Annotated in this window: 17 protein-coding genes; 4 read left to right on the top strand and 13 right to left on the bottom strand. The window is 64.7% G+C overall.

Annotated elements, in window-relative coordinates; all coding sequences use genetic code 11:
- Positions 1-3 precede the first annotated feature (3 nt).
- Positions 4-1329: a response regulator gene (locus AB688_RS03385; protein ID WP_063542186.1), complete on the bottom strand. Its 1326-nt coding sequence runs from the start codon at positions 1327-1329 to the stop codon at positions 4-6.
- Between the two features lie 245 nt (positions 1330-1574).
- On the opposite strand from AB688_RS03385, the gene AB688_RS03380 reads away from it, so the two are divergent.
- On the top strand, positions 1575-6326 hold the full coding sequence (locus AB688_RS03380; RefSeq protein WP_063542184.1) for a dermonecrotic toxin domain-containing protein: 4752 nt from the start codon (positions 1575-1577) through the stop codon (positions 6324-6326).
- A gap of 67 nt (positions 6327-6393) precedes the next feature.
- Here the strand turns inward: AB688_RS03380 and gabT are convergent, their stop codons facing one another.
- From gabT to AB688_RS03360, 4 genes are all read right to left on the bottom strand, one after another.
- Entirely contained in the window at positions 6394-7671 is a 1278-nt protein-coding gene (gene gabT / locus AB688_RS03375) for a 4-aminobutyrate--2-oxoglutarate transaminase (RefSeq protein WP_063542182.1), read from the bottom strand.
- 179 nt (positions 7672-7850) lie between these two features.
- A complete protein-coding gene (gene gabD / locus AB688_RS03370) occupies positions 7851-9293 on the bottom strand; it encodes an NADP-dependent succinate-semialdehyde dehydrogenase (protein ID WP_054891643.1) in 1443 nt (480 codons plus the stop codon).
- Between the two features lie 332 nt (positions 9294-9625).
- Positions 9626-11302, bottom strand: coding sequence for an aryl-sulfate sulfotransferase (locus tag AB688_RS03365; RefSeq protein WP_063542180.1), 1677 nt, complete (start codon positions 11300-11302; stop codon positions 9626-9628).
- Between the two features lie 17 nt (positions 11303-11319).
- On the bottom strand, positions 11320-13659 hold the full coding sequence (locus tag AB688_RS03360; protein ID WP_063542178.1) for a TonB-dependent receptor: 2340 nt from the start codon (positions 13657-13659) through the stop codon (positions 11320-11322).
- Positions 13660-13851: 192 nt separating this feature from the next.
- On the opposite strand from AB688_RS03360, the gene AB688_RS03355 reads away from it, so the two are divergent.
- Entirely contained in the window at positions 13852-14766 is a 915-nt protein-coding gene (locus tag AB688_RS03355; RefSeq protein WP_063542176.1) for a LysR family transcriptional regulator, read from the top strand.
- A gap of 86 nt (positions 14767-14852) precedes the next feature.
- Here AB688_RS03355 and AB688_RS03350 read toward each other — a convergent pair whose 3' ends face one another.
- Positions 14853-15758 carry a TauD/TfdA dioxygenase family protein gene (locus AB688_RS03350; protein ID WP_054891639.1) on the bottom strand — a complete coding sequence of 302 codons (906 nt, stop codon included), beginning with the start codon at positions 15756-15758 and terminating at the stop codon, positions 14853-14855.
- 21 nt (positions 15759-15779) lie between these two features.
- On the bottom strand, positions 15780-16820 hold the full coding sequence (locus AB688_RS03345) for an ABC transporter substrate-binding protein (protein WP_063542174.1): 1041 nt from the start codon (positions 16818-16820) through the stop codon (positions 15780-15782).
- 298 nt (positions 16821-17118) lie between these two features.
- On the opposite strand from AB688_RS03345, the gene AB688_RS03340 reads away from it, so the two are divergent.
- On the top strand, positions 17119-18699 hold the full coding sequence (locus tag AB688_RS03340) for an ABC transporter permease (RefSeq protein ID WP_081255185.1): 1581 nt from the start codon (positions 17119-17121) through the stop codon (positions 18697-18699).
- Positions 18696-19559, top strand: coding sequence for an ABC transporter ATP-binding protein (locus AB688_RS03335; protein ID WP_063542172.1), 864 nt, complete (start codon positions 18696-18698; stop codon positions 19557-19559). The genes AB688_RS03340 and AB688_RS03335 overlap by 4 nt, the downstream gene beginning before the upstream one ends.
- 88 nt (positions 19560-19647) lie before the next feature.
- Here AB688_RS03335 and AB688_RS03330 read toward each other — a convergent pair whose 3' ends face one another.
- The 6 genes from AB688_RS03330 to AB688_RS03305 form a co-directional block, all read right to left on the bottom strand.
- Complete coding sequence (locus AB688_RS03330; RefSeq protein WP_054891636.1) at positions 19648-19923, bottom strand: DUF971 domain-containing protein; 276 nt, start codon at positions 19921-19923, stop codon at positions 19648-19650.
- Positions 19923-20888, bottom strand: a complete 966-nt coding sequence (locus AB688_RS03325) for a HEAT repeat domain-containing protein (protein ID WP_063542170.1) — start codon at positions 20886-20888, stop codon at positions 19923-19925. The genes AB688_RS03330 and AB688_RS03325 overlap by 1 nt, the downstream gene beginning before the upstream one ends.
- Complete coding sequence (locus AB688_RS03320; protein WP_063542168.1) at positions 20885-21742, bottom strand: ABC transporter ATP-binding protein; 858 nt, start codon at positions 21740-21742, stop codon at positions 20885-20887. Before AB688_RS03320 ends, AB688_RS03325 begins: the two co-directional genes overlap by 4 nt.
- Positions 21742-22524: an ABC transporter permease gene (locus AB688_RS03315; protein WP_063542166.1), complete on the bottom strand. Its 783-nt coding sequence runs from the start codon at positions 22522-22524 to the stop codon at positions 21742-21744. Before AB688_RS03315 ends, AB688_RS03320 begins: the two co-directional genes overlap by 1 nt.
- A gap of 24 nt (positions 22525-22548) precedes the next feature.
- A complete protein-coding gene (locus AB688_RS03310) occupies positions 22549-23955 on the bottom strand; it encodes an ABC transporter substrate-binding protein (RefSeq protein WP_063542164.1) in 1407 nt (468 codons plus the stop codon).
- A gap of 120 nt (positions 23956-24075) precedes the next feature.
- Entirely contained in the window at positions 24076-24321 is a 246-nt protein-coding gene (locus tag AB688_RS03305) for a 4Fe-4S dicluster domain-containing protein (protein WP_008096634.1), read from the bottom strand.
- Positions 24322-24431 lie beyond the last annotated feature (110 nt).

The following is a 24431-nucleotide window of genomic DNA, read 5'->3' as shown; positions in this document are numbered from 1 at the left end:
CGCTCACGGTTTTTCCGTGGCGCTGTCTTCGTCGGTGTTCGGGGCCTGAGGCATCTCTTCCACAACCTCAGCTTCAACGGTCGCCGCTTCGACCTCAGGCGTTGTGATCACCGCCGGCGGCGCGGGTGGCTCGCGCAGGCGGTTGAGCTCAGGCAGGCCGAGCTTGAGCAGGCGTGCGGTCTTGCTGCTGGCGATCTTCTCGTTGCCCTGGGTCGGCAGCGCCCGCGACAACTGGCCGGCCAGGTTCATCGCCAGAATCTCTCGCGAATACACGCCACCACCCAGCTGATAGATCGCAGCGATCAGCTCGCGCAGGTTCAGCGGCAGGCGCCAGCGGGTGCGCAGGGCCGAACCGAATGGCGCGCCAAACTCATTGAGCGACAACTGCACCTGGTCTTCGTCCAGCTCGCCACCGGCCAGACGCCACTCCTGCAGGGTACGCAACACGGCCAGGTCACCCAGGCAATGCAGCAGGCCCGCGCAGTAGCAGCGCTCCTGGTCCAGCTCGAGCATGCGTGCCAAGGTACGCGCGAATTCGGCGGTATGCAGCGAGATGTTCCAGAAGCGCGCGGCATGCTGCGCCAGCAGCGGGTCGCTCAAGCGTGCGCTGCGCTTCAGCGTGAGGCCCAGGATCAGGTTCATGCTCTGGGTGCTGCCCAGCTTGTTCAGCGCCTGCAGCAGGGTCTGCACCGGCGCATCGCTATGCATGGCGGCACTGTTGGCCGCGGCGATGAGCACCCCGGTGATCTGCGGGTCATTGCGCACTTCCTCTTCCAGCACACGCAGGTTCAGGCCCTGCGGGTTGAGGGCGCGCTTGATCGCCACCTGTACATCGGCAAACAGCGGGCCGCCATCGGCAGTAGCGCGGCGCTGCTCGAGGTAGGCCGGCAGGCTGGCACCCGGCTGAAGGGGCGGCACCGGGCAGGCGATCTGCTCGCCGACTTCGAGCAACAGGTTTTCCAGGCGTTTGCGCAGGTTGTCCAGGTTCAGCGGTTTGCTCAGGTAGGCGGTGGGATGCAGCGGCAGCGCTTCTTTCACACTGGCGCTGTCGGTGCGTTCGCTCATGAGGATGAACGGCAGCCCAGGCTTGTCGCTCTTGGCGCGCACCTTGCGCAACAGGTCGAGGCCATCGACACCGGACAGCTCTCGGGCGGCGATGATCAGGTCGGGCTTGCTCGACAGCGCCGTCAGGGCCTGGGAGCCATCGGCGCAGACTTCCAGACGGGCATCGCAGCGCACGCTGAGCAGCATCTCGCGAAGCATGTCGCGCACCCAGGGATCGCTCTCGGCGATCAGCACGCGGGGTGGGAGGGGGTCTGCAGCGCTCATGGGCAACTCCTGAATAATCCTGACACGCAGTCCATCGCCGCTTCCAAATACGTCCATCGGTTAACCATAGCGCCACCTGCCGCGAATTGGCATAAAAAAACCCGCGATGGCATGCAGTTCACAGTTTGTTCATCTTCGTCGCAGCATCCGTGCATGCATTAACTACCACCTCGCCCAGCGCCCGCCCGGCTCTAGTGATGCCCCCATCACAAAGCCGTACAACACGCACGGCCAGCGAGGAGCTCATGACGCTCAACCTTTCATCCATCACCCAACAAGCCCTTTCGACCCTGCGCACCCGTATCGACCAACGCCTTGAAGAGCACCCCTCGCTTGAGCGCATGGGGCTGGTCAATCTGGACCAGGCTCTGACAGACGCAGAAGCTGCGAGCATCGAGCTGACGATCAGGAGCACCCTGCACGCCTACTGGGAGTCGCTCGAAAAGCCCGCCATGACGAGGCGCCAGTGTCACATCGAAGATATCGAGGCCACGCTGCGCCAATTGCTCGATGTCCAGATCGCCGCCGGCAGGATCCACCCGATCTATGCCACCTGCCTGCCCGCTTCGCTCGATCAGAATGACCTGACCATCAGCACCCTGAGCCTCAAGCTCGAGGCAAGCCGCACAGCCACACTGCATGGCTGCCTGATGTTCAACCTGGACAGCGGCCCGACCCTCGTGTGGCTGGCAGGCCGGCAATGGGCCGCCTTCGCCACGCGCGACCTGGCACTCGCAGCGCTGACCGCGCTGATGAACCAGCCGGTGGCCAGGGCCAGCATCACCGATACCCTGCCCCGCACGCAGCGCCTCGCAATGACCCGGGCATCGGCAGTGCAAACCTACGAACAGCGCCACTGGGTGATCAGGCCCGCACCGCGCAAGGCCTTTGCCGAGCTGCATCGACAACTGCGCAGCCTGCAACTGCACGATATCAAGCACGCCCTGCAGGCGGGGCTGGTGCCTGGTGAATCCCGTTCCGGGCGCGTCGAGGATGCCCTGCGCCTGCCGCTTGCCCTCGGGCCAGGCAGCGCGCTCGACGCCACCCTCGACGAAGCGCTCAAGACGCCGCCCAAAGCACCCGATTGGCTGCGATACGCGCCTGAGGACCAGGCCAATCAATACCTGAAGGCACTCCAGGAATACGATCACGCGCGTGCCGCCATGCTCAGTGCGCTGGGCGGCTGCGACAGTATCGAAAGCTTCGCCGCGACCCATCTGCGCAGCAGTATCGCCAACGACCTGGGCCTGGATCTGGACCCCGAGCAGATCATGCTGGTGACCAAGCGTACGCTGCCCGAAACCGCCGCCCCCTACGAGATCCGGCGCAGCCTTGTACACCTGGCGTTGCAGGGCCTGCACGACGGCGACGACCAACCGGCGTCGGAATTCATCACCGCCACGCGCTTCGAGCAACAAGACCGGCCACTGCCTGAGGCGTACGCCACACTCACGCCCGCTTATGTCTGCAAGCTGATCGAAACACTGGCGCTGCACGGCAAGTTCGCCCCCGCTCAGAGAGCCGCACACAAGCAAGAAAGCAGCAGGTCGCTGATGAACGCCGCGCTCTTGCAGCAGATCGCGGCCCAAGCCTGGTGCGCACGCCTGCAAGGCCAGATCAAGCCCGAGGACCAGCAGACGCTGGCAACCTTCGCGGCCGGAAGCGGCACGGGCTACGACAGGTTGTCCAGTGCCAACCTGCTCCTGGCCGACCAGTACCTGCTCAGCGACGCGTTGCTAGTGCGCCAGGAAGACGCCGAGGGCGCCCTGCAACGCCTGCTGCTCTGCTGCCCGCATCATCCGCACAAGCCGGTACTGGGTTTCGACAGCGAACGGCAGTTGCTCGTCGAGGTGGTGGGCTGGTTCGCAGAAGCGGACACCCAGGCCTACCTGCTGCAGAACGTTGTAGCCCAGCAGCGCACCTCGTTCGCCGCCCTGATCACTCAGATCGCCAACAAGCCATTCCCGCAAACACAGCAACAGCCAGCCAGCACCGAGACGCAGGTCTGGGACACCTGGTACCTGGATATCTACGGGCAGTCTCAGCAGATCCCTACTCCGGAAAAGCTCTACGAGCAGTTCTTGACACTGGTGCGCTTCACTGGCCAGGAGGGGGTCAAAGCCCTGACCCAGAACCGCATCGAGGTTGCCGAGGCCAACACAGCCGCGCGCGCGCCCGCCTGGTTGCTGGCGGCCAGTGCCTCCCAGCGTGGCCAGCTGACACGCCTGGAAGACCAGATCCAGGCTGCAGAGCAGCAGTATGCCAAGGCCAAGCATGCGCAACTGCCGGATTTCGAGGCGTATGTCCACGCCCAGGCCCAGGACAAACTCAAGCAGTTGCTCGGCAACAACGACGACAGCATCGATCCGGACAGCGTGATCATCAAGTCACCCAGGGAGACCCTTACCTACACCCAATTGCTGCGCAACGGCTATGACGACAGCCTGGGCCTGTTCACGGCCACAGCCGATACCACGGCAACCTTCGAAGGCCCCGCCGGGGTCGATCTGACAGCGCTGACGCCGCAGTCGGTCACCGGCTCCGTACGCGGTCAGTGGGTATCGGACCGCTACGTCAGCCTGATCGAGGAAACCCTGCTCTCCCCCATACACACCGGCTACGCCTGGCGTCGTCGGCAGAGCGTGTTGATCGTACAACTGCAGATGCAACTGGCGGCGCTGCGCAGCCTCCTGCAAGGGCATCTGGATGCCGACCAGTACGCTTGGGTGCTGGCGAGCATCCAGAGCATGCACCAGACTGCCGACACCCAGCGCAAGCGTCATGCGTTCTACCGATTGGTAGTGCGTATCGACAACGAGTTCCTGGCCGACGAGCCGGCAATCGGCAAGTTGTTCAACGCGCTCTACCGGATCATGGACAAGACCCCGCCCTACCGCGAAGAAATCATCCACGGTTGCTACCTGCTCAAGTCGCCGGAAGGGCAACCCTCGCAGACGTTGCTCTACACTCCCGCGGCTGCAGACGGCATCGACTTTCGGCCCTTCAGCAGCTTCGTCCAGTCGCTCGCCACCCCAGGCATGATCGACTACTACAAGGACCGCAGTCGCAGGCAAGCCGGGCAACTGCTGGCCTTCTTGTTCAAGGACCTGCGCGAGGGCGGGGCGAGCCCGGTGCCAAGCGTGCCCGAAGCCCCCACGGACGACCTGCGCATCCTGTGCTACGACGATGGGCTGCGCCAGCGCATCGTCGATGTACGCGATGTCACCAAGGGTCGCGCCGATATGATCGCGAGCATCGTCTGGAACACGCTGGAAACGGTGGCCCAGATCGTGACGCTGCCCTTCCCGCCCGCTGCCTTCACAGTGGGCGCCGCACTTGCCCTGCGCGACTATGTCGGCGCACTGAGCGCATTCATCAATCGCGATGCCGGCACCGCGAGCCTGTACCTGTTGTCTTCGCTGCTCAACGGCGCAGGCGCCTATGGTGACCTGGCGCACGGCATGAAAGGTTTTGGCAGCCTGCTGCGCAATGCCGAGCGGCTGCCCAGCCAACCACGGCGCTGGGCAGACACGAAAACAGCAGTGCTGGGCCTCACCGAGCGTGAGCTCAAGCCCGTCGAGCTGAAGGGCCAGTCGGTACTGCTCGGCCCCCCTTCTACCCAGGGTTTGGCGCGGATCGCCAGGCGTAACGCGGGCGGTGAACTGATCGACACCGGACGTTACGCCAGGCAGGACAAACTGGGCGACTGGACCCCGGTGGAGCACGCGGAAAACGCTGTAGTTCAGCCAGCCCCCGACAAGCACGCCGTCGCCATCTCGCTGGAAGGTGGCACACCGGCCAGTGGCACACACGCGCAAGGCATCACCCTGGTCAATGGCCGCCCCTACGTGCAGATCGACGACCAGGTGTTCCAGGTGCAATTCGATGCGCATACCGCGCAATGGTCGATCATCGACCCGGACAATCCCTTCGCCTTCTTCGGACGCCAGCCATTGGCGCGCCAGGCGGACGGTACCTGGAAGCGCGTCGACAGTGGTGGGTTGCGGGGAGGGAACCCTGGCGATAACAACCTGGTACCCCCGCCTGAAACCGTAACCCCACCTGTGGCGGGTGGCGACAACGTCGTGAGCCTGCCCAGCGATCGCTCGAGCTTCTGGGATACCCACATGAAAGAGGACGCGGCACAAAGCGAACTGCTCTCGAACCAGGCCCAGGCCCGCCATCGCGCGCTGCTGGACGATACCGACATCGCCCGCCTGGAAGATGGCGAAGATGCGCACATGGATGAACTTGACTTCGAGTGCCTGCGAACCGATGAAGGCATCACCTACACCTACAGGGAAAACGAAGACTACGTAAACCGCCTCATCGGCAACTACACGGATGAAAGCTCGCAAATCAACAGCTACCTGCGCCGCGGGGTGCATGAGTTCCCGTTCTGCGACTCGGACACTTTCGTCGACAAGCTGGTGGACTCGCTGGAAACCCTGCCCAAGAGCAACACGGTCGCTCTCTACCGCGGAGGCAACGGATCGAGAAGCACCTCGGGCGAGCACTTTCGCAGCGGAAAACTCAAGAAAGGCGACGTACTGGTCAACTCGGACCTGACGTCCTTTACCGAAAATCCCTACGTGATACGCGCTTTCGCCAGCGATGAGCTGTCCTCGCCGGACATCGTGAAGGGCACGTTCGACGACACATCGGTGGTTTTCGAGATACCCGCGGGCCAATACCAGAGCGGGGTGCCCATAGCCCCACTGTCATGGACAGCAACAGAGGCGGAAACCCTGTTCCCGCCAGGGTGCCGTTTCGAGATCGAAGACATCGGCGAGGTCGTGGGTGACGACTTCCGCTTCGTCAATGTGAAGCTCAAGGAGATCCCGAGCACAGCGCCCGTGGTGCACCCGGTATACGATCTGCGCACTGGCAACCCGTTCAAGCGCGACGAGTACGCCGCCATGCTCAAGAACGACGCCCTGGTCGAACGCTTCTTCCCTGCTGCCGACTGGACACCTCCCAGCCCTTCGAGCACCTGATCCTCAGGTTGAAAAAAAACGCCCAGGCAATGCCTGGGCGTTTTTTATCGGCTACGCGGATCGGCGATCAAGCCAGTTCAGCAAAGCACTCTTCGATGATGGCCAGGCCTTTGTCCAGCAGGGCGTCTTCGGCGGTCAGCGGAACCAGGATCCGCAGGACGTTGCCGTAGGTGCCGCAGGACAGCAGGATCAGACCCTTGTCACGGGCCTTGGCGACCACTTGGGCCACGGCGGCAGCGTTCGGGGTGTGGGTGCCCTTCTCGAACACTTCCACGGCGATCATCGAACCCAGACCACGGACGTCACCGATGATCGAGTGCTTCTTCTGGATTTCACGCAGGCCGGCGGTCAGGCGCTCGCCAACGGCCTTGCTGCGGTCCAGCAGTTTCTCTTCCTCGAACACCTGGATGACGGCCAGGGCCGCGGCGCAGGCGATCGGCGAACCGGCGTAGGTGCCGCCCAGGCCACCTGGGGCGATGGCGTCCATGTATTCGGCCTTGCCGCACACACCGGCCAGCGGGAAGCCGCCAGCGATGGACTTGGCGAAGGTGGTCAGGTCAGGCGCGACGCCCATCTGCTCCATGGCGAAGAAGGTGCCGGTACGGCCAGCGCCGGTCTGCACTTCGTCGGCGATCAGCAGGATGCCGTGCTGGTCGCACAGGGCGCGCAGGCGCTGCATCAGCTCTTTCGGCGCTGGCAGGAAACCGCCTTCGCCTTGTACTGGCTCGAGGATGATCGCAGCGATGTCGCGTGGCTCGGCGTCGTTCTTGAAGATGCGCTCGACCGACGCGATGGCGTCATCGACGCTCACGCCGTGCAGCTCGCTCGGGAACAGGGCACGGAACACGCCGCCTGGCATCAGGCCCATGCCTGCGGAGTACGGCACGACCTTGCCGGTCAGGCCCAGGGTCATCATGGTGCGGCCGTGGTAGCCACCGGTGAAGGCGATCACACCGGCACGGCCAGTGGCGGCACGGGCGATCTTCACGGCGTTTTCAACGGCTTCGGAGCCGGTGGAAACCAGCAGGGTCTTCTTGTCGAAGTTACCCGGAACCAGCTTGTTGATCTTCTCGCACAGCTCGACATAAGGCTCGTAGGCCAGCACCTGGAAGCAGGTGTGGCTGACCTTGGTCAGCTGCTCTTGAACGGCAGCGACCACTTTCGGGTGCAGGTGGCCGGTGTTCAGTACTGCGATGCCGCCGGCGAAGTCGATCAGTTCGCGGCCTTCAACGTCGATCACCGTGGAGTTCTTCGCCGACTCGACGAAGATCGGGTGGATCTGGCCAACGCCACGTGGGACGGCGGCGACACGGCGTTGCATCAAGGATTCGTTGGTCTTGCTCATAATGCCCTCATTCGCGCCGACTCTGACGGCGCTGTTATTCGGGGGTGGCTGGGTGTGCCTGCGAACAGTATTCGTTGATCGACTGTCACCGGCGCCCTGGCCACCAGGTACTGCATGTCAAAAAAACCAGCGAGACGTCGCTCTCGCGCCCCGCTGGCAGAGGTAAAGCCCTTAGCGCATCAAACGCTGATGCACAGGTATTTGATTTCGAGGTAGTCCTCGATGCCGTACTTGGAACCTTCGCGGCCCAGGCCCGAGGCTTTGATACCGCCGAACGGCGCGACTTCGTTGGAGATCAGGCCGGTGTTGATACCGACCATGCCGTATTCCAGGGCCTCGGCGACGCGGAACACGCGGCTCATGTCGCGGGCATAGAAGTAAGAGGCCAGGCCGAACTCGGTGTCGTTGGACATGGCGATGACTTCGGCCTCGTCCTTGAAGCGGAACAGCGGCGCGAGCGGGCCGAAGGTCTCTTCCTTGGCGACGGCGGCAGTCTTCGGTACGTCGACCAGGATGGTCGGCTCGAAGAAGTTGCCTTCGATCAGCTTGCCACCGGACAGCACCTTGGCGCCCTTGGAGACGGCGTCCTCGATGTGTTCCTGGACCTTGGCGACCGCTTTGTTGTCGATCAGCGGGCCAGTGGTGGTGCCTTCTTCCAGGCCGTTACCGATCTTCAGCTTGCCAACGGCAGCCTTGAGCTTCTCGGCGAACGCGTCGTAGACGCCGTCCTGCACGTAGATACGGTTGGCGCAGACGCAGGTCTGGCCGTTGTTGCGGTACTTGGAGATGATCGCGCCCTCGACCGCCTTGTCCAGGTCGGCGTCGTCGAACACGATGAACGGAGCATTGCCGCCCAGCTCCAGGGAAACCTTCTTGATGTCCTTGGCGCATTCTTCCATCAGCTGGCGACCGATTTCGGTCGAGCCGGTGAAGGACAGTTTGCGTACCAGGGAGTTGCCAGTCAGCTCGCCGCCGACTTCGCCAGCGCTGCCGGTAACAACGCTCAGCACGCCAGCCGGGATACCGGCGCGGGTGGCCAGCTCGACCAGGGCCAGGGCGGAGTAAGGGGTCTGCGAAGCAGGCTTGAGCACCATGGTGCAGCCAGCGGCCAGGGCCGGGCCGGCTTTACGGGTGATCATCGCCGCCGGGAAGTTCCACGGGGTGATGGCCGCGGTGACACCGATCGGCTGCTTGATGACGATCAGGCGCTTGTCTGGCTGGTGACCTGGGATGGTGTCGCCGTAGACGCGCTTGGCTTCCTCGGCGAACCACTCGATGAAGGAGGCGGCATAGGCGATTTCGCCCTTGGCTTCGGCCAGGGGCTTGCCCTGCTCGGTGGTCATCAGGCGAGCCAGGTCGTCCTGGTTCTCGATCATCAGCTCGAACCAGCGGCGCAGCTTGTTCGAACGCTCCTTGGCGGTCAGGGCACGCCAGGCCGGCAGGGCCTTGTCGGCGGCTTCGATGGCGCGGCGGGTTTCCGCAGCCCCCATCTTCGGCACGGTACCGATGACTTCGCCGGTGGCCGGGTTGGTCACCTTGATGGTCTGACCGCTGTCCGCATCCAGCCATTCACCGTTGATGAAGGCTTGCTGGCGGAACAACTGAGCGTCTTTGAGCTGCATGTCGGCTTCCCTTGACCGCGCCGCGCTGGCACGGAACGTCTTGTTGATTGTTGAAAGGCGCCCCTGGTGGGGCTGCCGTCAGGAATTCTGGCACCCAAACGAGCCAAGTGTTCAATATTGGGTATCGAGCGTTTGAAATCTCAAACGAATGCTAAGCGGGTGCTGGGGTGTTGGACAATAGGCTGTTCGAAAAAAAGAACGAATGGTCTTTAGACAGCGCTGGCCCTATCGCGGAACAAGCCCGCTCCCACAGGTTGTGGGAGCGGGCTTGTTCCGCGATAGGGCCAGCAAAGATTAGACGATCGAGCTGACGAAAATGTGATGCCGCTTTATCAGAAGGCCTTGTCCAACTCGATCACCAAAGCCCGATACCCCACACTCCCCGGCTGACGGCTGTGCACCTTCAACTCCACCAACACCTCCTGGGTCCCCCGGCGCACCTCATTGAGCACCGTAGTGGTGAGCTTCTCCGGCGTCAGGTAGCCCACCGAGGCGGAATAGATGAACTGGGTATCGGTCTCCGGACGGTAGGCCACCACCGAAGTGATGGGGCTATACCACTCGTCGCCTCGCTCCTTGCCGTACTCCCACACCTGCTCGACCGTGCCCTCGGCCTCATCGATCCGGTATTCCACCGCGCGACTGTAGTTGCCGCTGAGCTTGGTCGGGGCGAAATCGCGGCCCCAGCCGTTGTCGAACACGGTCAGCGTACCCTTGCCGGTGAGCCAGGCGGTGTGCTGCGTCCACGACCAGTCGAAGCCATCGCCGCCCACTGGCGTCAGCACCTTGGCCTTCAGCCGCACGGGCCAGCCCTGGGGCGAGGCGAGGATCCACTTCACCTGCTTGTCACGCCCGATCTTCACCACCCCTTGATGACGCGCTGAAACGATGATGCTGTCGTCATCGGCGTCGTAGTCGATGGCATTGACGTGCGCCCAGTTGCGCCCGGTGCCGACGCCGGGAGTGTCGCCGAACGGCAGGTCGCCTTCGGCCAGCTCGTTGGCCAGGCGCTCGTCCTGCTTGTGCACGCCCGCCGGCAACTGGATCGCCGCCTTGCCGAGGGTTTCCAGCAGGTCGCCGCGGTAGGGGTCGAGGATCTGGTTGAGGTCCCAGAAGTCCAGGACATCCCCCGCCTCGTCAACCTCGATGATGTGGTCGCGGATCGAGCGCACGCGCTTGCCGTCCGGACGCCGGTAGTCGCTGGTGCCCACCCGCAGCAGGTAGGTGCCCTGTGCCGTTTCGCGGATCTCGTGGGAGAAGTCGGCGAACTTGTCCGGCAGGTTGCGCTGCCAGACACGCCGCCCCAGCAGGTCGAACTTGGAGTAGGTCTGGCCCTGGCCCCAGATCAGCTTGCCGTCGCGGGTCTGCTGGAAGCCCATGGTCCCGCCCAGGCCATCGCGGCGGTTGGAGTCGTGGATCTGCTCGATATCCAGGTACCAGCGCACATCGCCATTGCTGTCGGCGATCCAGTTGTTGCCGACCTGATCCCACTCGGCAGCACCGCCCAGGCCGTTCCACTTGAAGGCACGGCCACCGGGGATCTCGCCCAGCAGGTGGTTGAACAGGTAGAGACGTTTCTCGAAGCCCGGCGCCACCTTGATCGGTTCGACCAGCGGCAACGCCGCCGTCTGTTTCGCCACTACCGGCAGGCGCACGGCCGGGGCGTAGATTTCATAACGCTCACGCACGCGCTCACCGTCGAGCTTGTAGCTGACCTCGACCTGGTTGACGTGGTCCGGGTAGAGCCCGAACACCGGGATGCCGCCGTAAGTCCACAGCGAGCGGTCGGAAACGTCATAGGCGATGTCCACACCCCGCTCGCCACGGCCCAGCACACGCACATGGGCGTTACTGATGGTGCGCCCGCCGTCGCGGATGATCGCAGTCAGCGGCGCCAGGCGGTACGGGTTGACGACGATGTCCCCGAGCAGCGCCTGGTCGTCGGTGGGCACTTTGGCGGTGATGCAGGCGCCCTCGGGCAGTGCGGGGGTTTCGGTCTTGGCGTTCATGGCAAAGCTCCTTGTCCTCAGAAGTCGTAGCGGGCGGTGGCGCCCACGGTGCGCGGCGTGCCGAGCACGCCGGCATAGCCGCCGTTGGCGGAATTCCACAGGCTGGTGAAATAGGTCTTGTCGCCGGCGTTCTTCACCCACAGCGACAGGTCGAGCACGCCGTCGCCCTGGTCCAGGCGCACGCCGGTGGAGAGGTTGACGATGGCGTAGCTGGGGATCTGGCCGTAGTCCGAGTCGTCGATGGTGCCCACTGCGCGAGAGCGGAAGGCGTAGCTGGCGGTGACATAGGGCTCGATGCGCTCGGCCAGTTGCCACTTGTACTGGGCATTGAGGTTGGCGATGTACTTGGAGGCACCGACCACCTGGTGGCCGGACAGGTCGCAAGTCGCGGCGGCGTTGACCAGGCTGACCTCCGGCGGGCACGGGGCGTCCTTGTACTCGGTGTAGCGCACGTCGTTCCACGAGCCGTTGAAGTTCAAGGTCAGGCCGCGCAATGGCACGGCCGTGGCCTCGAATTCGAAACCACGCGAGCGCACGCTGCCGGCGTTGGCCAGGTACTGCACGCGATTGACCTGGTCGTAGACGTTGGCCTGGTAGCCATGTACCTGCGCCCAGAACAGGTTGGCATTGAGTTGCAGGCGGTTGTCGAGCAGCGTGCTCTTGACCCCGAGCTCGGCGTTGTTGACCCGCTCGGTGCCGACCTGCAGCGAGTCGGTGCCCAAGCGCGGGGCGGCGCCGACGGTCAGGTTCACACCACCCGACTTTTCGCCGTGCGAAAGGCTGGCGTAGCCAAGCACCTCGTCGTTGAAGCGGTAACTCAGGCTCAGCAGCCCCGACGGCGCGAAACTGTACTGGCTGAGGTCGCCCGAATCGTAGGCCCCGACCCGGCCCTGGCGTGCTGTCGCTGCTGCACCGGTGACCGCGGCACCGCCAAAGGGATCGTCGCGGGTCACCCAGGCATTCTTCTCTTCATAGGTGCCGCGCACGCCTGCGGTGAAGTCCAGGCGCTCGGTCAGGTGCCAGGTGCCTTGGGCGAACAACGCATAGCTGTCGGTATCGATGTGGCCGTTGCCGAGGGTGGTGACGTTGGCCAAGGCACCGGCCGGGGTGGCGTTCCAGATGTCGGCCTGGGGGCCGTAATAGGTGAACGACTTGTTGTCCAGGTCCTGCTTGAAGTAGTAGGCCCCCAGCACGTAGTCGAAGAAGCCGCCGGTGGGCGAGGCCAGGCGCAGTTCCTGCGAGTACTGCTTGTCGCGCACCGACACGCCCGCGTTATAGGCGGCGGGCACGTTGAGGCCGTCGTCGTTGCGTGGCGTGAAATCCCACCAGCGGTAGGCGGTGATCGAGGTCAGGGTGAAGTCGTTGGGCAGCGTCCAGTTGGCCTCGACCGAAGTGCCGCCCTGGAACACCTTGACCATCTGGTCGGCATCGAAGTTGACCTTGCGCTTCTTGCCCGACACCAAGGTAGCGCCAGCCTGGCTGGCCAGGCTTTCGTAGCGGTTGACGCCGTTGATGGTCGGGCCGGTGCTGTAGAGGCTGAGGATGCCGTTGTTGGAGTCCTCTTCGTTGTACTCGCCGATCCAGCGCAGGTTGAAGGTATCGCTGGGCTTGAACAGCAACTGGGTGCGAAAACCCTGGCGCTTGCCACCGTTGAGATCGTCGCCGTTGTAGAGGTTCTTCACATAGCCGTCGTCCTCGGTGCGGTAAGCGCTGATGCGCCCGGCGAGGGTGTCGGTGATCGGGCCGGAGAAACTGCCTTGCGTTTGCCAGTAGCCGTCCTCGCCCAGCGACGATTGCACGCTGCCCTCGCGCTGGAAGGTCGGCTTGCGTGTGGTGATGTTGAGTACCCCGGCCGTGGTGTTCTTGCCGAACAGCGTGCCCTGCGGGCCACGCAGCACTTCGAGCTGCTCCACGTCGAGCAGGTCGAACACGGCCATGCCGGGGCGCCCAAGATAGACGTTGTCCAGATACACCCCGACGCTGCCTTCGAGGCCATCGCTGGCCGGGTTGTTGCCCAGGCCGCGGATCGAGATGCTCGACTGGCGCGCATGGACGTAGGCGACATTGGTGCTGGGCACCAGCTGCTGCAGGTCCTGCACTCGGTAGATACGCTGGGTTTCCAGGGTTTCGCTGCCCAGCACGCTGATGGGCGTGGGCACGCTCTGCGAGGTTTCCTCGCGGCGCCGGGCATTGACCGTGACGGTGCCAAGCTTGGCGTCCTGTTCGACGGTGGGCGCAGCGTCGGCAGGCGCCGGCTCGGCGAGGACATGACCGGCGGTCGCCAACAGCACACCAGCGGCCAGGGGTTGCAGGGTGAACAGCGACGCACGCGTCGGCCAACGGAAAACTCGCGACATGCAGATGCTCCTTGAGGCATGGGCCCTGGCGAGCATTTCCGTTGACGGAACCGAATCGCAGTCAGAGGGGCTTATATTCTTTTAAGAGATATAAATATTTGCATTTCATATTTTGTGGAATAAGTAACTGCATTTATAAGGTTCACAACCCTTGTCAGCAATTGCATTTCACCGAAAGTTTTCATGTAGAAAATGCATATCGATCTCCGTCAGCTTCGCCACTTCATCGCCCTGGTCGAGCACCGCAGCTTCGTCGCCGCCGCCGCGGCCGTGAACCTGTCGCAATCGGCCTTCAGCCGCAGCATCCAGACGCTGGAGCACAACGTCGGCTGTCGCCTGGTCGACCGCGCCAGCAAGGAGCTGGCACCGACCCGCCAGGGCCAGTTGGTACTGGAGCATTCGCGGCGCCTGGTGCATGGCGCGCACAACCTGGTCAACGAGATCAACCAGTTCAATGGCGCGACGACCGGCATGGTGCGCTTCGGTTCGGGGCCGGCGCCTGCCGGTGGGCTGGTGCCGCGCGCGGTGGCGCGCTTCGTGACCGAGTTTCCGGCGGCGCGCACCTGCTTCCAGGTGGATAACTGGCAGGCGTTGAACCGCAGGCTGATGGCCGAGGAGATCGAGTTCTTCGTCGCCGACACCCGTCAGTTCGAAGCCGACCCGGACTACCGGGTGCACAAACTCACGCCGCAACGCTGGTACTTCTGTTGCCGCGCCGGGCATCCGCTGACCGAGCGCAACGAGGTGCGCGCGCGTGACCTGTTCGACTACCCGATGGCCACCACCTTGCGCCCGCCGAACATCCGCAAGGTGCTCAGCGAGATGAGCGGCCGCCAGGACTTCCTGCCCAACGTGGAGTGCGAGCATGGCTATGCGCTGCTCAACGTAGTGATGCAATCGGACACCATCGGCATCGCCTGCCGGGGCAACTTGCGGCCTTATCAGGACGAAGAGCGGCTGGTGGCGCTGGAGCTGGTGGACCTGACGGCGGAACAGGAAGAGGCTTGCCATACCCGCTACGGCATCGTCAGCCGGGTGGGCTATGGGTTGTCCCCATTGGCGCAGGGGTTGGTGCGGCAGTTGATTGCTTGTGACGGGGAAGGTTAGGGATCGGTCGTGGACTTTTCGCGGGCAAGCGCGATCCCACAGGGAGCGGACTTGCCCGCGAAGAAGCCGAGACACCCGCTACAGGATCACCCCTTGCGCGTGGTCCGACTCAACTGCCCATCCACCCCCACCGGCACTTCACCGGCCAGGGTCACCCGCCGCACGATCCGCGGCTGGGTGCCGTAATCGTCCACCGCATAGTGCTGCGTCGCGCGGTTATCCCAGATCGCCACGTCCCCCGCCTGCCAGCGCCAGCGCACGGTGTTCTCCAGACGCGTCACATGCCCCTGCAGCAAGTTGAACAGGTGGTTCGAATCCGCCTGTGAATACCCCTTGATGCGCTTGACGAAGTGCCCCAGCTGCAGCACCCGTTCACCGCTGATCGGGTGCACGCGCACCAGCGGATGCTCGGTCTCGTACACGGTCGAGGTGAACACCTTGCGATAGCGCTCCAGCCGCTCGGGGTCCACATCCGGCTTGGCGCCGGCATAGTCGTACTCGTTGCTGTGCACGGCCCAGAGCTTGTCGGCCAGCTCGCGCAGCGGTTCAGGCAGCTCTTGATAGGCGCTCGCGGTGTTGGCCCAGACCGTATCGCCACCGGAGGCCGGCGCCACCACGCTGCGCAGGATCGACGCCTTGGGGTAGGCGTCGACGAAGGTCACGTCGGTGTGCCAGGAGTTGGCGCGCTGGCCCTCGGCGCCGTCGAGCTGCAACAGGTAGCGGGTGCCATCGACCACCGGCACGGTGGGGTGAGCGATTGGCTCGCCGAGCCGCTTGGCGAAGGCTTCCTGGCCCTGGTCGTCGAGGTGGGTCTGGTTACGGAAGAAGATCACCTTGTACCGCACCAGCGCCGCCTGGAGGGCGTCGACGGTGGCAGTGTCCAGGTCAGCGGACAGCTTCAGGTTGCGGATTTCGGCACCGATGCGGCCGGCGACCGGATGGATATCGAGTTCCAGGGCTTGTGGCGCGGCGGCCAATGCGGCGTTGCTCATGTCGTGCTCCTTACGATGGATTCAGCGGGCGGCCTGGACGGCCTGTTCCTGTTGCAGGGCGGTATCGATGAAACGGGGGTCGATCCAGTCGGATACCTGGAAACTGCGGCGAATCAGGCGCTCCTTGGCGGCCAGGTCGACGCCCTGCTGCAGCAGGCCGACGAATTCGCCATCCAGGCGCGGATCGAAATAGTGGGCGAGATTTTCCTGGGCCAGGTCGTCACTGAGCACGCTGCGCGGCCAGTTGGCGGTGCTCGACACCAGATCCAGGTACGCCTCACGGTTGCGCTCGTCACGCAGCCAGTTCACCGCCTGCTGCTGGGTGCTGACCAGGCGCTGGACCAGGTCCGGGTGCTGGCGGATGAACTCGCCCGTGCCTACCAGTACCGACTGGGTGCTGCCAGCGCCTTTGAGGTCGCGCGAGTTGACCGGCAGCTCGACCAGCCCGCGGTCACGCAGCGACAGCAGGTTCGACAGGCCCCAGGTGGCGTCGATCTGCTTGGCGGCGAGCGCCGCGTTGGACGCGTTGAAGTCCAGGTTGATGACTTTCAGGTCGCGCTCCGAGAGCCCCTGGCTGGCCAGGGCACTGGCAAACGACAGCTGGTTGGCGGTGCCACGGAACACCGCCACGCGCTTGCCCTTCAGATCCGCCAGGCTGCGGATGCCGGAGCCCGGCACCACCCCCAGGTAGCTCTTCACCCCACGCACCCCGGCCGCCAGCACATGGGTGTCCAGGCCGCTGGACTTGCCGATGATCGCGGCCAGGTCGCCCAGGTAGGCGAAGTCTGCCTGGCCGTTGGCCAGAGCTTCGTTGACTGCAGGCCCGGCACCCTTGAAGAAGCGCCAGTCGATGCGGATGCCGTCCTGGGCGAAGGCTTTTTCCAGCAGTTGCTGATCACGTAGCACATCGACCACGCCCCCGGCGCTGGGTTTGCTGCCAGCGCTCAGGTCAGGCACGGCGATACGGATGACCTCGGGCCTGGTGCTGTCAGCGGCCTGAGCGGTCAGCGGCAGGACGCTGCACAGTGCGGCGAGCAATAGGTGGCGGAACGGGGTTTTCATGGCGTGGCTCCTTGGCAGGCTGCCGCCGGCGATGACCGGCGCGTTGGCCAAACGCTAGGCCGCCCCGCTTAGAACCGGCAAAGACCGAAAACTCATGCTCAAGTAACCGAAAGCTATAAATGAGCAAAGACGCGGCTCTGCGCCCGGCTTGCGCAGGACGCATCGCAAATATGAGCAAAACGCAATGTCCGGGGGCTTCCCGATGCACAGGATGCATGCTCTTATTTCTTTGATATTGGCATTGAATATTTTTTATTCCTTTAGCGCATAAGCTTGAAACGCTTCAAGAGAGGGATCGATGAGCGAGAGCACGACAGCGTTGAGCCAGGGCGGTTGGCGGGTATCCTTCGCGAGGCGCGGCTGGGCAGACAAGGCGATCCCTTGGGTGATCCCGGTCGCCGTGGCGCTTTTGTGGTGGGTGGCCAGCCAGCGGCACTGGATGAGCGAGCAGATCCTGCCGGCTCCGTCATTGGTCTGGCAGACGGCTCTGGAGTACGGCTCGGGCGAGCTCTGGGGCCACCTGTGGATAAGCCTGCAGCGCCTGCTCTGGGGTCTGCTCGCCGGGATCGTCAGCGGCCTGTTGCTCGGCACCTGGCTGGGCAGCTCTCGCCGCGCCCAAACCCTGGTGCTACCCACCTTCATCGCCCTCGCGCAGATCCCGACACTGGCCTGGATCCCGCTGTTCATGCTGTTCTTCGGCATCGGCGAATGGCTCAAGCTGGTCGTGCTGGTCAAGGCCGTGGTGGTACCGGTCACCCTGCACACACTGATCGGTATACGCGACGCCCAGCCCCGGCTGCGCGAGGCCGCCGCCGTACTGCGCCTGCCGCCACACCTGTTGTTCCTGCGCCTGTTGCTACCCGCCGCCCTGCCCGCGTTCCTGGCCGGCGTGCGCCTGGGCCTGGCAACCGGCTGGACCTCATTGCTGGCAGTGGAACTGCTGGCCTCCAGTGAAGGCATCGGTTACCTGATGGTCTGGGGCCGGCAGTTGTTCATGCTCGACCTGGTGTTTCTCTGCATCCTGCTGATCGGTGTGGTCGGGGCCGGCATGGAACACGGCTTCTCGCACCTGGAGCGCCGGCTGCTGTACTGGCCGCAATCGGCGACCGGCGAACAACGCCTGCGTGATACCTCACGCGCCTGGCAGGGCTGGCTACTGCCGCTGGCGTTGCTGGCGTTGTGGCAGGCCAGCAACAGTTTCGGTTGGGTCGACGGCAATATCCTCACCTCACCGCTCGAGGTGCTGCGCAGCCTGATTGGCGGCCTGTTCGATGGCTCGCTCCCCGACGCCATGGCGCGCAGCCTGCAGCGCACCCTGCTCGGCCTGCTGCTCGGCGGGGGCGCAGGCTTTGCCGTGGGCCTGGTGCTGGGATTGTCGCGCACCGGCGAGCGCCTGTTCGGGCCAAGCCTGTCGGCGCTGCGCCAGGTCGCGCTGTTCGCCTGGGTGCCGCTGCTGACCGCCTGGTTCGGCCTGGGTGAAGGGTCGAAACTGGTGTTCGTCGGGCTGGCAGCGTTCTTCCCGTTGCTGATCGCCACCCAGCGTGGCATTGCCAGCCTGTCGCCGCAGCTTGGGGAAGCGGCACGCACACTGCGCCTGGACCTGCCCCATCGCCTGCGCCTGCTGGTGTTGCCCGGCGCCGCCCCGGCTATTTTCGCCGGCCTGCGCCTGTCGTTGATCTACGCCTGGCTGGGCACCATCGGCGCGGAATACTTCATGCCTTCGGACGGCGGTATCGCCAGCCTGATGCTGGGCGCTCAACAGCTGTTTCGCATGGACCAGGTGATGGCCGCGATGGTGCTGATCGGCCTGGTCGGTGCCCTGCTCGGCAACCTCGGACAACGCCTCGAATCGCGCGCCACGCGCTGGAGAACCGCATGAACGCCTTCAACACCTCGGCCCTGCACGCCGCCAATCAACCCGACGCCACCCCGCCGCTGGTCAGCTTCGAAAACGTCGGTAAGACCTTCAGCGTCGACGGCCAACCGTTCGAGGCCATTCTCGGCTTCGACCTGTCGATCAACGAAGGTGAATTCATCGCCATCGTGGGCGCCTCGGGCTGTGGCAAGTCCACCCTGTTGCGCCTGCTGGTGGGGCTGGACACCGACTTCAACGGCAGCATCCGCATCGACGGCAAGCCGGTGACCGGCATCGGCGGCGAACGCGGCATCGTGTTCCAGGAGCATCGCCTGTTCCCTTGGCTGACGGTCGAGCAAAACATCGCCCTGGGCCTGGTCAACGACCCGCTCACCCAGGGCGAGCGAGCGCGCAAGGTGCATGAGTTCGTGCAACTGGTGGGGCTGACGGGGTTCGAGTCGGCCTATCCGCACCAGCTATCCGGAGGCATGGCACAGCGCGTGGCGATCGCCCGCGGGCTGGTGGCAAGCCCGCGCATCCTGCTGCTGGACGAGCCCTTCGGCGCACTGGATGCCTTGACCCGGCAGCAGTTGCAGGACGAATTGCTGGCGATTCGCGAACGGTCGGGGGTGACCATCTTGCTGGTCACCCATGATGCCGAAGAAGCCACGTATCTGGCCGACCGAGTGGTGGTGCTGGAGCCACGGCCAGGGCGGATCAAGGCGGTGGTCGAGATCGAGCTGCCGCATCCGCGCTTGCGCACGGGCGTGGCCTTGCACGGCCTGCGCGAAAAGGTGCTGCAGCAGATCACCGGGGCGGGTGACCATCTGAGACCCGCGCCGAGCCGGGTGGAGGGGTTGCGGCCGGAGCTGATTGCACTGTGAGTGCTTCGCGGGTAAGCCTGCTCTTGGAGGCTTGGGTTCGCGTGCAACTTGTGTGGGAGCGGGCTTGCCCGGGAAGGAGCCTGCCCGGTCACTGCAGCTCGCGCAAATACGCCCAGGGATAGATCCCTCGATCATGCCCATCGCTGAACATCAGTTGCAGGCCATATCCCTGCAGCTCGATGCGCTCTATCCGCACACCTTCCGCCACCAGGCTGATACCCCCGCGCAATCGCGCCGCACGGCACTGCGAGCAAGGGCAGGCACCGCGCAGGCGAGCATGGCTGATCACCTGGCGCACCTCGCCCCATTGCAGCGCCAGCTCGCCCTCGCTGCGCTGGTTCGACACGCCACTGGGCACATCCATCACGCCACACCCTGCAACTGCGCCAGGGCGATACGTATTGCCTTGCGCACTTCGGGGTCGCTGTCGTCTTCGCCCCCCCGCAGCACCGCCAAAGCCCGCGCATCGCCCAGCTCGCCCAGGGCCAGGGCTGCCTCCTTGCGCAGGTTGGCGATGCCATGGCCGAGCAGCACGGCCAAGCCGTCCAGCGCTGGGCGGTGGCGCAGGCGGCCAAGCGCCCGGGCGGCCCGCAGACGCACTTGCCAATAGCTGTCATTCAACGCGGCAATCAGTGCATTGCCCGCCTCCGCCTCGCCCACCTTGCCCAAGGTCGTGGCGGCTTCTTCGCGCACCTGCCAGGCGGGGTCGCCCAGCGCGGCAATCAACGCCGGCAATACACTGCCGTCACGGGCCAGGCCCAGTGCGCCGATGGCCGCGCGGCGCACGTCGGTATCCACCTCTTCACCAGCCAGCCGTGCCAAGGCCGGCAAGGCCGGCTCATGCTTGAGCCAGCCAAGAATCCCCACCGCCTCACGGCGCACCGCTGCCTCGCTGTCGCCCAGCGCCAGCAACGCAGGTGCGGCGGCTTCTTCCAGGCGCAACTCGCGCAGGGCGCGCAGGGCACTGGCACGCACGAAAGGCTCGGCGTGGTTGACCCACGGCAAGATCAACAGCCCTGCCTCCAAGCTCTTAAGCTCACTCAAGCTCTGGGCCGCCGCCAGGCGCACGGGTTCGGCGGCATCGGCCAACGCCGCACACAGGGCCTGCACCACTTCGGGTTCCTCCCAGGCCTCCAGCAGGCGCGCGGCCTCGGCGCGCACTTCGGCGTGGGTGTCGACCAGCAGCGCATCAGTCAGCCAAGGCAGGCTTTCGGGGTCTTCGAGATCGGCCAGCTCGATCAGCGCGATGCGCCGTACGCCAGCGTCGCCATCGCCCAAGCGTGGCAGCAGGTCGAGGATATCGGGGTTGTCGGTGATTCGATCAGTCATAGGGCGATCCGTAGCGCAGGAGGGTCGGTGTCGGGCAGGCCCAACGGTGTCAGGCGCGGCAGTTCGCGGCCTTCTTCATGGCGCAGCAGCGCCAGGCAGTGACGCTTGAGGTGGGTGAACGCCGGGCTGGTCAGCAGGCTCGCGCGACGCGGGCGGGCGAAGTCCAGCCGCAGGTCTTCGATGAAGCGCCCAGGGCGCGGGCTCATCACCAGGATGCGGTCGGCCAGGAACAGCGCTTCGTCGATATCGTGGGTAACGAACACCACGGTGGTGCGGATGCGCGTCCAGATATCCAGCAGCAACTCCTGCATGCGCGAGCGGGTCTGTGCGTCGAGGGCACCGAAGGGTTCGTCCATCAACAGCAGGCGCGGATGGTTGATCAGCACCCGGGCAATCTCGGCCCGTTGCTGCATGCCGCCAGACAACTGGCTGGGCCAACGCTCGGCGAAGTCGGCAAGCCCCACGAGTTGAAGCATTTCATGGGCGCGGCGCTGGCGTTCGGGCTTGGCCACCCCCTGCATCTTCAGACCGAAAGCGACGTTGTCGAGCACGCTGCGCCAGGGCAGCAGGGTGTGGTGCTGGAACACCATGCCGCGCTCGGGCGACGGGCCGTCGATGGGCTGGCCATCGACGTGCAACTGGCCGCCGGCCGGCATCAGGTGGCCGGCCAGGGCACCGAGCAGAGTAGACTTGCCACACCCGGAGGGGCCAAGGATGCACACGAATTCGCCCGGGGCGATGGCAAAATCCAGCGCCTGCACGGCCTCGAACGCCTCGCGGCCCTGCCCCAGACGTATCGACACGCCCTGCGCCTCGATACGCCCCGGCGTTGGCGCCTGTTGATAACGGCCCATCACGAACTCCTCCGCGCGCGGTACCAGGGCGTGGCCAGCGCACCGAGGCGCTTGACCAGGGCACTACTGCCCATGCCCAACAGGCCGATCAGCAACATCCCGACGATGATGTCCGGGTAGTTCTGCAAGGTGTAGGACTCCCAGGTGTAGTAGCCAATGCCGAACTGCCCGGAGATCATCTCGGCGGTCACCAGGCAGAACCACGAGGTGCCCATGCCGATGGCCAGGCCCGTGACGATGCTTGGCAATGCACCAGGCAGCACCACTTCCCGCAGGATCGCCCAGCGCCCTGCTCCCAGGCTGCGCGCCGAGGCGACCAGCCGTGGGTCGACCGCCTCGACGCCATGCACGGTGTTGAGCAGGATCGGGAACAACGCGCCGGTGAAGGTGATGAACACCATCGACAGCTCCGAGGACGGAAGCATCAGGATCGCCAGGGGAATCCACGCCACCGCCGGGATCGGCCGCAGCACTTCCAGCGGCGGCAACAGGGTGTCTTCGGCCCATTTCGAGCGACCGATCAACAGCCCCAACACCACCCCCAGCACTGCTGCGGCCAGATAGCCGGCGAATACCCGCGACAGGCTGCTGCCCAGGTGCGCCAGCAGCGCATTGGAGGCCAGCAGCTGCCAGGCCGCATCGAGCACCGCGCCGGGCGTCGGCACATAGGTGAAGGTGAACAGGCCGAAGTTCAGCTTGTGGCTGGCCGCCACCTGCCAGAACAGCAGGCAGGCCAGCAACGAAGCCAGGCGCAACGGCCAGCGCGCGAAGGAACGGCTCATGTGGATTCTCCCGGCTCCATTCACTCAGCGCTGAGCGATGAGCTTGCGGTTGGCGTCACCGAAGTCCAGCGCTTCGCCGCCGTGGGCCTTGGCGTACTGCTCGGCCTGGTCCTTGAGCAGGAAGGCTGACAGCTCGCCCTTGGCGTTGCGCACGAACCACGCCTGGTTGGCCAGCAGCTTGATGCCGCTGTCGGCGGCCTGGGCGTAGATCGCGCGGATATCCTTGCCCTCCTGCTCGAGCTGGGCGAGGGCGGTAAGGGCGGCTTCCGGCGAGGCGTAATGACGGACCTTGTCCTCGCCGCGCACCCAGATCTGCGCCAGGCGGCTGAAGTCGGTGATCGGCTTGCCGGTCAAGGCGTCATTGGCATTCAGCGGCGATGGGGCATAGTTCTTGAGTGCCTTGTCGTAGTCCAGGCCAGCCTGCTTGAAAGCGGCGCGGAGGTACTGGTCGTCGATGAAGCGGTCGGTATCCAGGCCGCGATCGGTCTTTTTCAGCAGCTTGAGGGTGTCGATCGAGGTGGCGACGGCCTGGCGATACTCGGGCTTCCAGGTCAGGTCACGGGTCTGCAGGCCGAGGGGGCCGTGGAACAGGTAATTGACCTCGGCCTCGATGCCGGTGACCTTCTCGATCAGCTCGCTGTACTTTTCAGGTTCGGCCGCGATCAGGCGATCGGCTTCAAGGCTGGCGCGCAGGTAGGCGGTGACCACCTCCGGGTATTTCTTCGCATAGTCCGCATCGACCAGTGCGCCGTGGAAGGTCGGCGCGTTGGCCTGGGAGCCGTCGTAGATCTTGCGAGCGAAGCCACGGTTGGGGAACAGCTCGGCAAAGGGCACGAAATCGGCGTGGGCTTCAATGCGGTTGCTGCGCAGGGCAGAACCTGCAATTTCCGGGGCCTGGGCGATGATCCGCACATCCTTCTGCGGGTCCCAGCCCTGGGCGGCGATGGCGCGCAGCAGCATGCCGTGGGCGGTGGAGGCGAAGGGCACGGAGATGGTCTGGCCCTTGAGTTCGGCCAGCGACTGCACGCTGGAGGCGGCGGGTACCACGATGCCGTTGCCGCTGCCATGCACGCTGCCCGACAGCACGCTGATGAACAGGCTGCGCTTGCCGGCATCGAGGTGGGCGACACCGTTGAACGAGCCGGGGAAGTCGGCCATGGCGCCGAAGTCGAGCTTGCCGGCGACCATTTCGTTGGTCAGCGGCGCGCCGCTGGTGAAGTTCTTCCACTCGACCTGGTAGGTCGCGTCCTTGTACTTGCCGTCGTGGGGCAGGTACTTCTCCAACAGGCCCAGCTCACGGATCAGCAGGCCGCCAGTGGCGCAGTTGATGGTGGTGTCCTGGGTGCCGATGGCCACACGGATGGTTTCGGCGCTGGCGTTCAGGCCAGTGATCGCCAGCGCGAGGCCGGCCACGGTTGCTGCAAGGCGCATGGGTGTTTCCCCTCGAATCGTCTAGGTATTGGAATCGTCTCCGCCACCAGGCTTGGGTGGTGGGAAACGAGGGGCTTGCGGTGTGGGCGTCCGGTGGTTCGCCGGATGGCGGGGGTGTTTTCAGCGCAGCAGGTAGGGGATATCCACCTTCACGGCGCCGGTCGGGCAGTCTTTTTCGCAGGGCATGCAGTACCAGCACTCGTCGAAGGCCATGTAGGCCTTCTGCGTGGCTGGGTTGATGGCCAAGAGGTCCATCGGGCACACCTCGACGCAGACGGTGCAGCCTTTTTCGGCGATGCACTTGTCTTCGTCGATGGTGACCGGGGCGCTGCTGCGAAAGAAGATTTCCTGGGGTTGGTAGGCCATTTCACGGGGTCCTCGGGGCCTTTGGCCCTCTATCTCTGTAACGGTGTCCACGGCCCCCTGTAGGAGCGGGCTTGCCCGCGAAGAAGTCACTGCGGGTATGGCCAGGGCTT

It is taken from the genome of Pseudomonas putida, from assembly GCF_001636055.1.
GTDB lineage: Bacteria > Pseudomonadota > Gammaproteobacteria > Pseudomonadales > Pseudomonadaceae > Aquipseudomonas > Aquipseudomonas machongensis.
Note: the sequence above shows the minus strand (reverse complement) of the source record. Positions and strands in the feature narration are given on the sequence as shown.

Excerpts from the sequence above, each read along its gene's own strand:
- AB688_RS03385 (WP_063542186.1), bottom strand. The coding sequence starts at position 1,329 with ATGAGCGCTGCAGACCCCCTCCCACCCCGCGTGCTGATCGCCGAGAGC.
- AB688_RS03380 (WP_063542184.1), top strand. The coding sequence starts at position 1,575 with ATGACGCTCAACCTTTCATCCATCACCCAACAAGCCCTTTCGACCCTG.
- gabT (WP_063542182.1), bottom strand. The coding sequence starts at position 7,671 with ATGAGCAAGACCAACGAATCCTTGATGCAACGCCGTGTCGCCGCCGTC.
- gabD (WP_054891643.1), bottom strand. The coding sequence starts at position 9,293 with ATGCAGCTCAAAGACGCTCAGTTGTTCCGCCAGCAAGCCTTCATCAAC.
- AB688_RS03365 (WP_063542180.1), bottom strand. The coding sequence starts at position 11,302 with ATGAACGCCAAGACCGAAACCCCCGCACTGCCCGAGGGCGCCTGCATC.
- AB688_RS03360 (WP_063542178.1), bottom strand. The coding sequence starts at position 13,659 with ATGTCGCGAGTTTTCCGTTGGCCGACGCGTGCGTCGCTGTTCACCCTG.
- AB688_RS03355 (WP_063542176.1), top strand. The coding sequence starts at position 13,852 with ATGCATATCGATCTCCGTCAGCTTCGCCACTTCATCGCCCTGGTCGAG.
- AB688_RS03350 (WP_054891639.1), bottom strand. The coding sequence starts at position 15,758 with ATGAGCAACGCCGCATTGGCCGCCGCGCCACAAGCCCTGGAACTCGAT.
- AB688_RS03345 (WP_063542174.1), bottom strand. The coding sequence starts at position 16,820 with ATGAAAACCCCGTTCCGCCACCTATTGCTCGCCGCACTGTGCAGCGTC.
- AB688_RS03340 (WP_081255185.1), top strand. The coding sequence starts at position 17,119 with ATGAGCGAGAGCACGACAGCGTTGAGCCAGGGCGGTTGGCGGGTATCC.
- AB688_RS03335 (WP_063542172.1), top strand. The coding sequence starts at position 18,696 with ATGAACGCCTTCAACACCTCGGCCCTGCACGCCGCCAATCAACCCGAC.
- AB688_RS03330 (WP_054891636.1), bottom strand. The coding sequence starts at position 19,923 with ATGGATGTGCCCAGTGGCGTGTCGAACCAGCGCAGCGAGGGCGAGCTG.
- AB688_RS03325 (WP_063542170.1), bottom strand. The coding sequence starts at position 20,888 with ATGACTGATCGAATCACCGACAACCCCGATATCCTCGACCTGCTGCCA.
- AB688_RS03320 (WP_063542168.1), bottom strand. The coding sequence starts at position 21,742 with ATGGGCCGTTATCAACAGGCGCCAACGCCGGGGCGTATCGAGGCGCAG.
- AB688_RS03315 (WP_063542166.1), bottom strand. The coding sequence starts at position 22,524 with ATGAGCCGTTCCTTCGCGCGCTGGCCGTTGCGCCTGGCTTCGTTGCTG.
- AB688_RS03310 (WP_063542164.1), bottom strand. The coding sequence starts at position 23,955 with ATGCGCCTTGCAGCAACCGTGGCCGGCCTCGCGCTGGCGATCACTGGC.
- AB688_RS03305 (WP_008096634.1), bottom strand. The coding sequence starts at position 24,321 with ATGGCCTACCAACCCCAGGAAATCTTCTTTCGCAGCAGCGCCCCGGTC.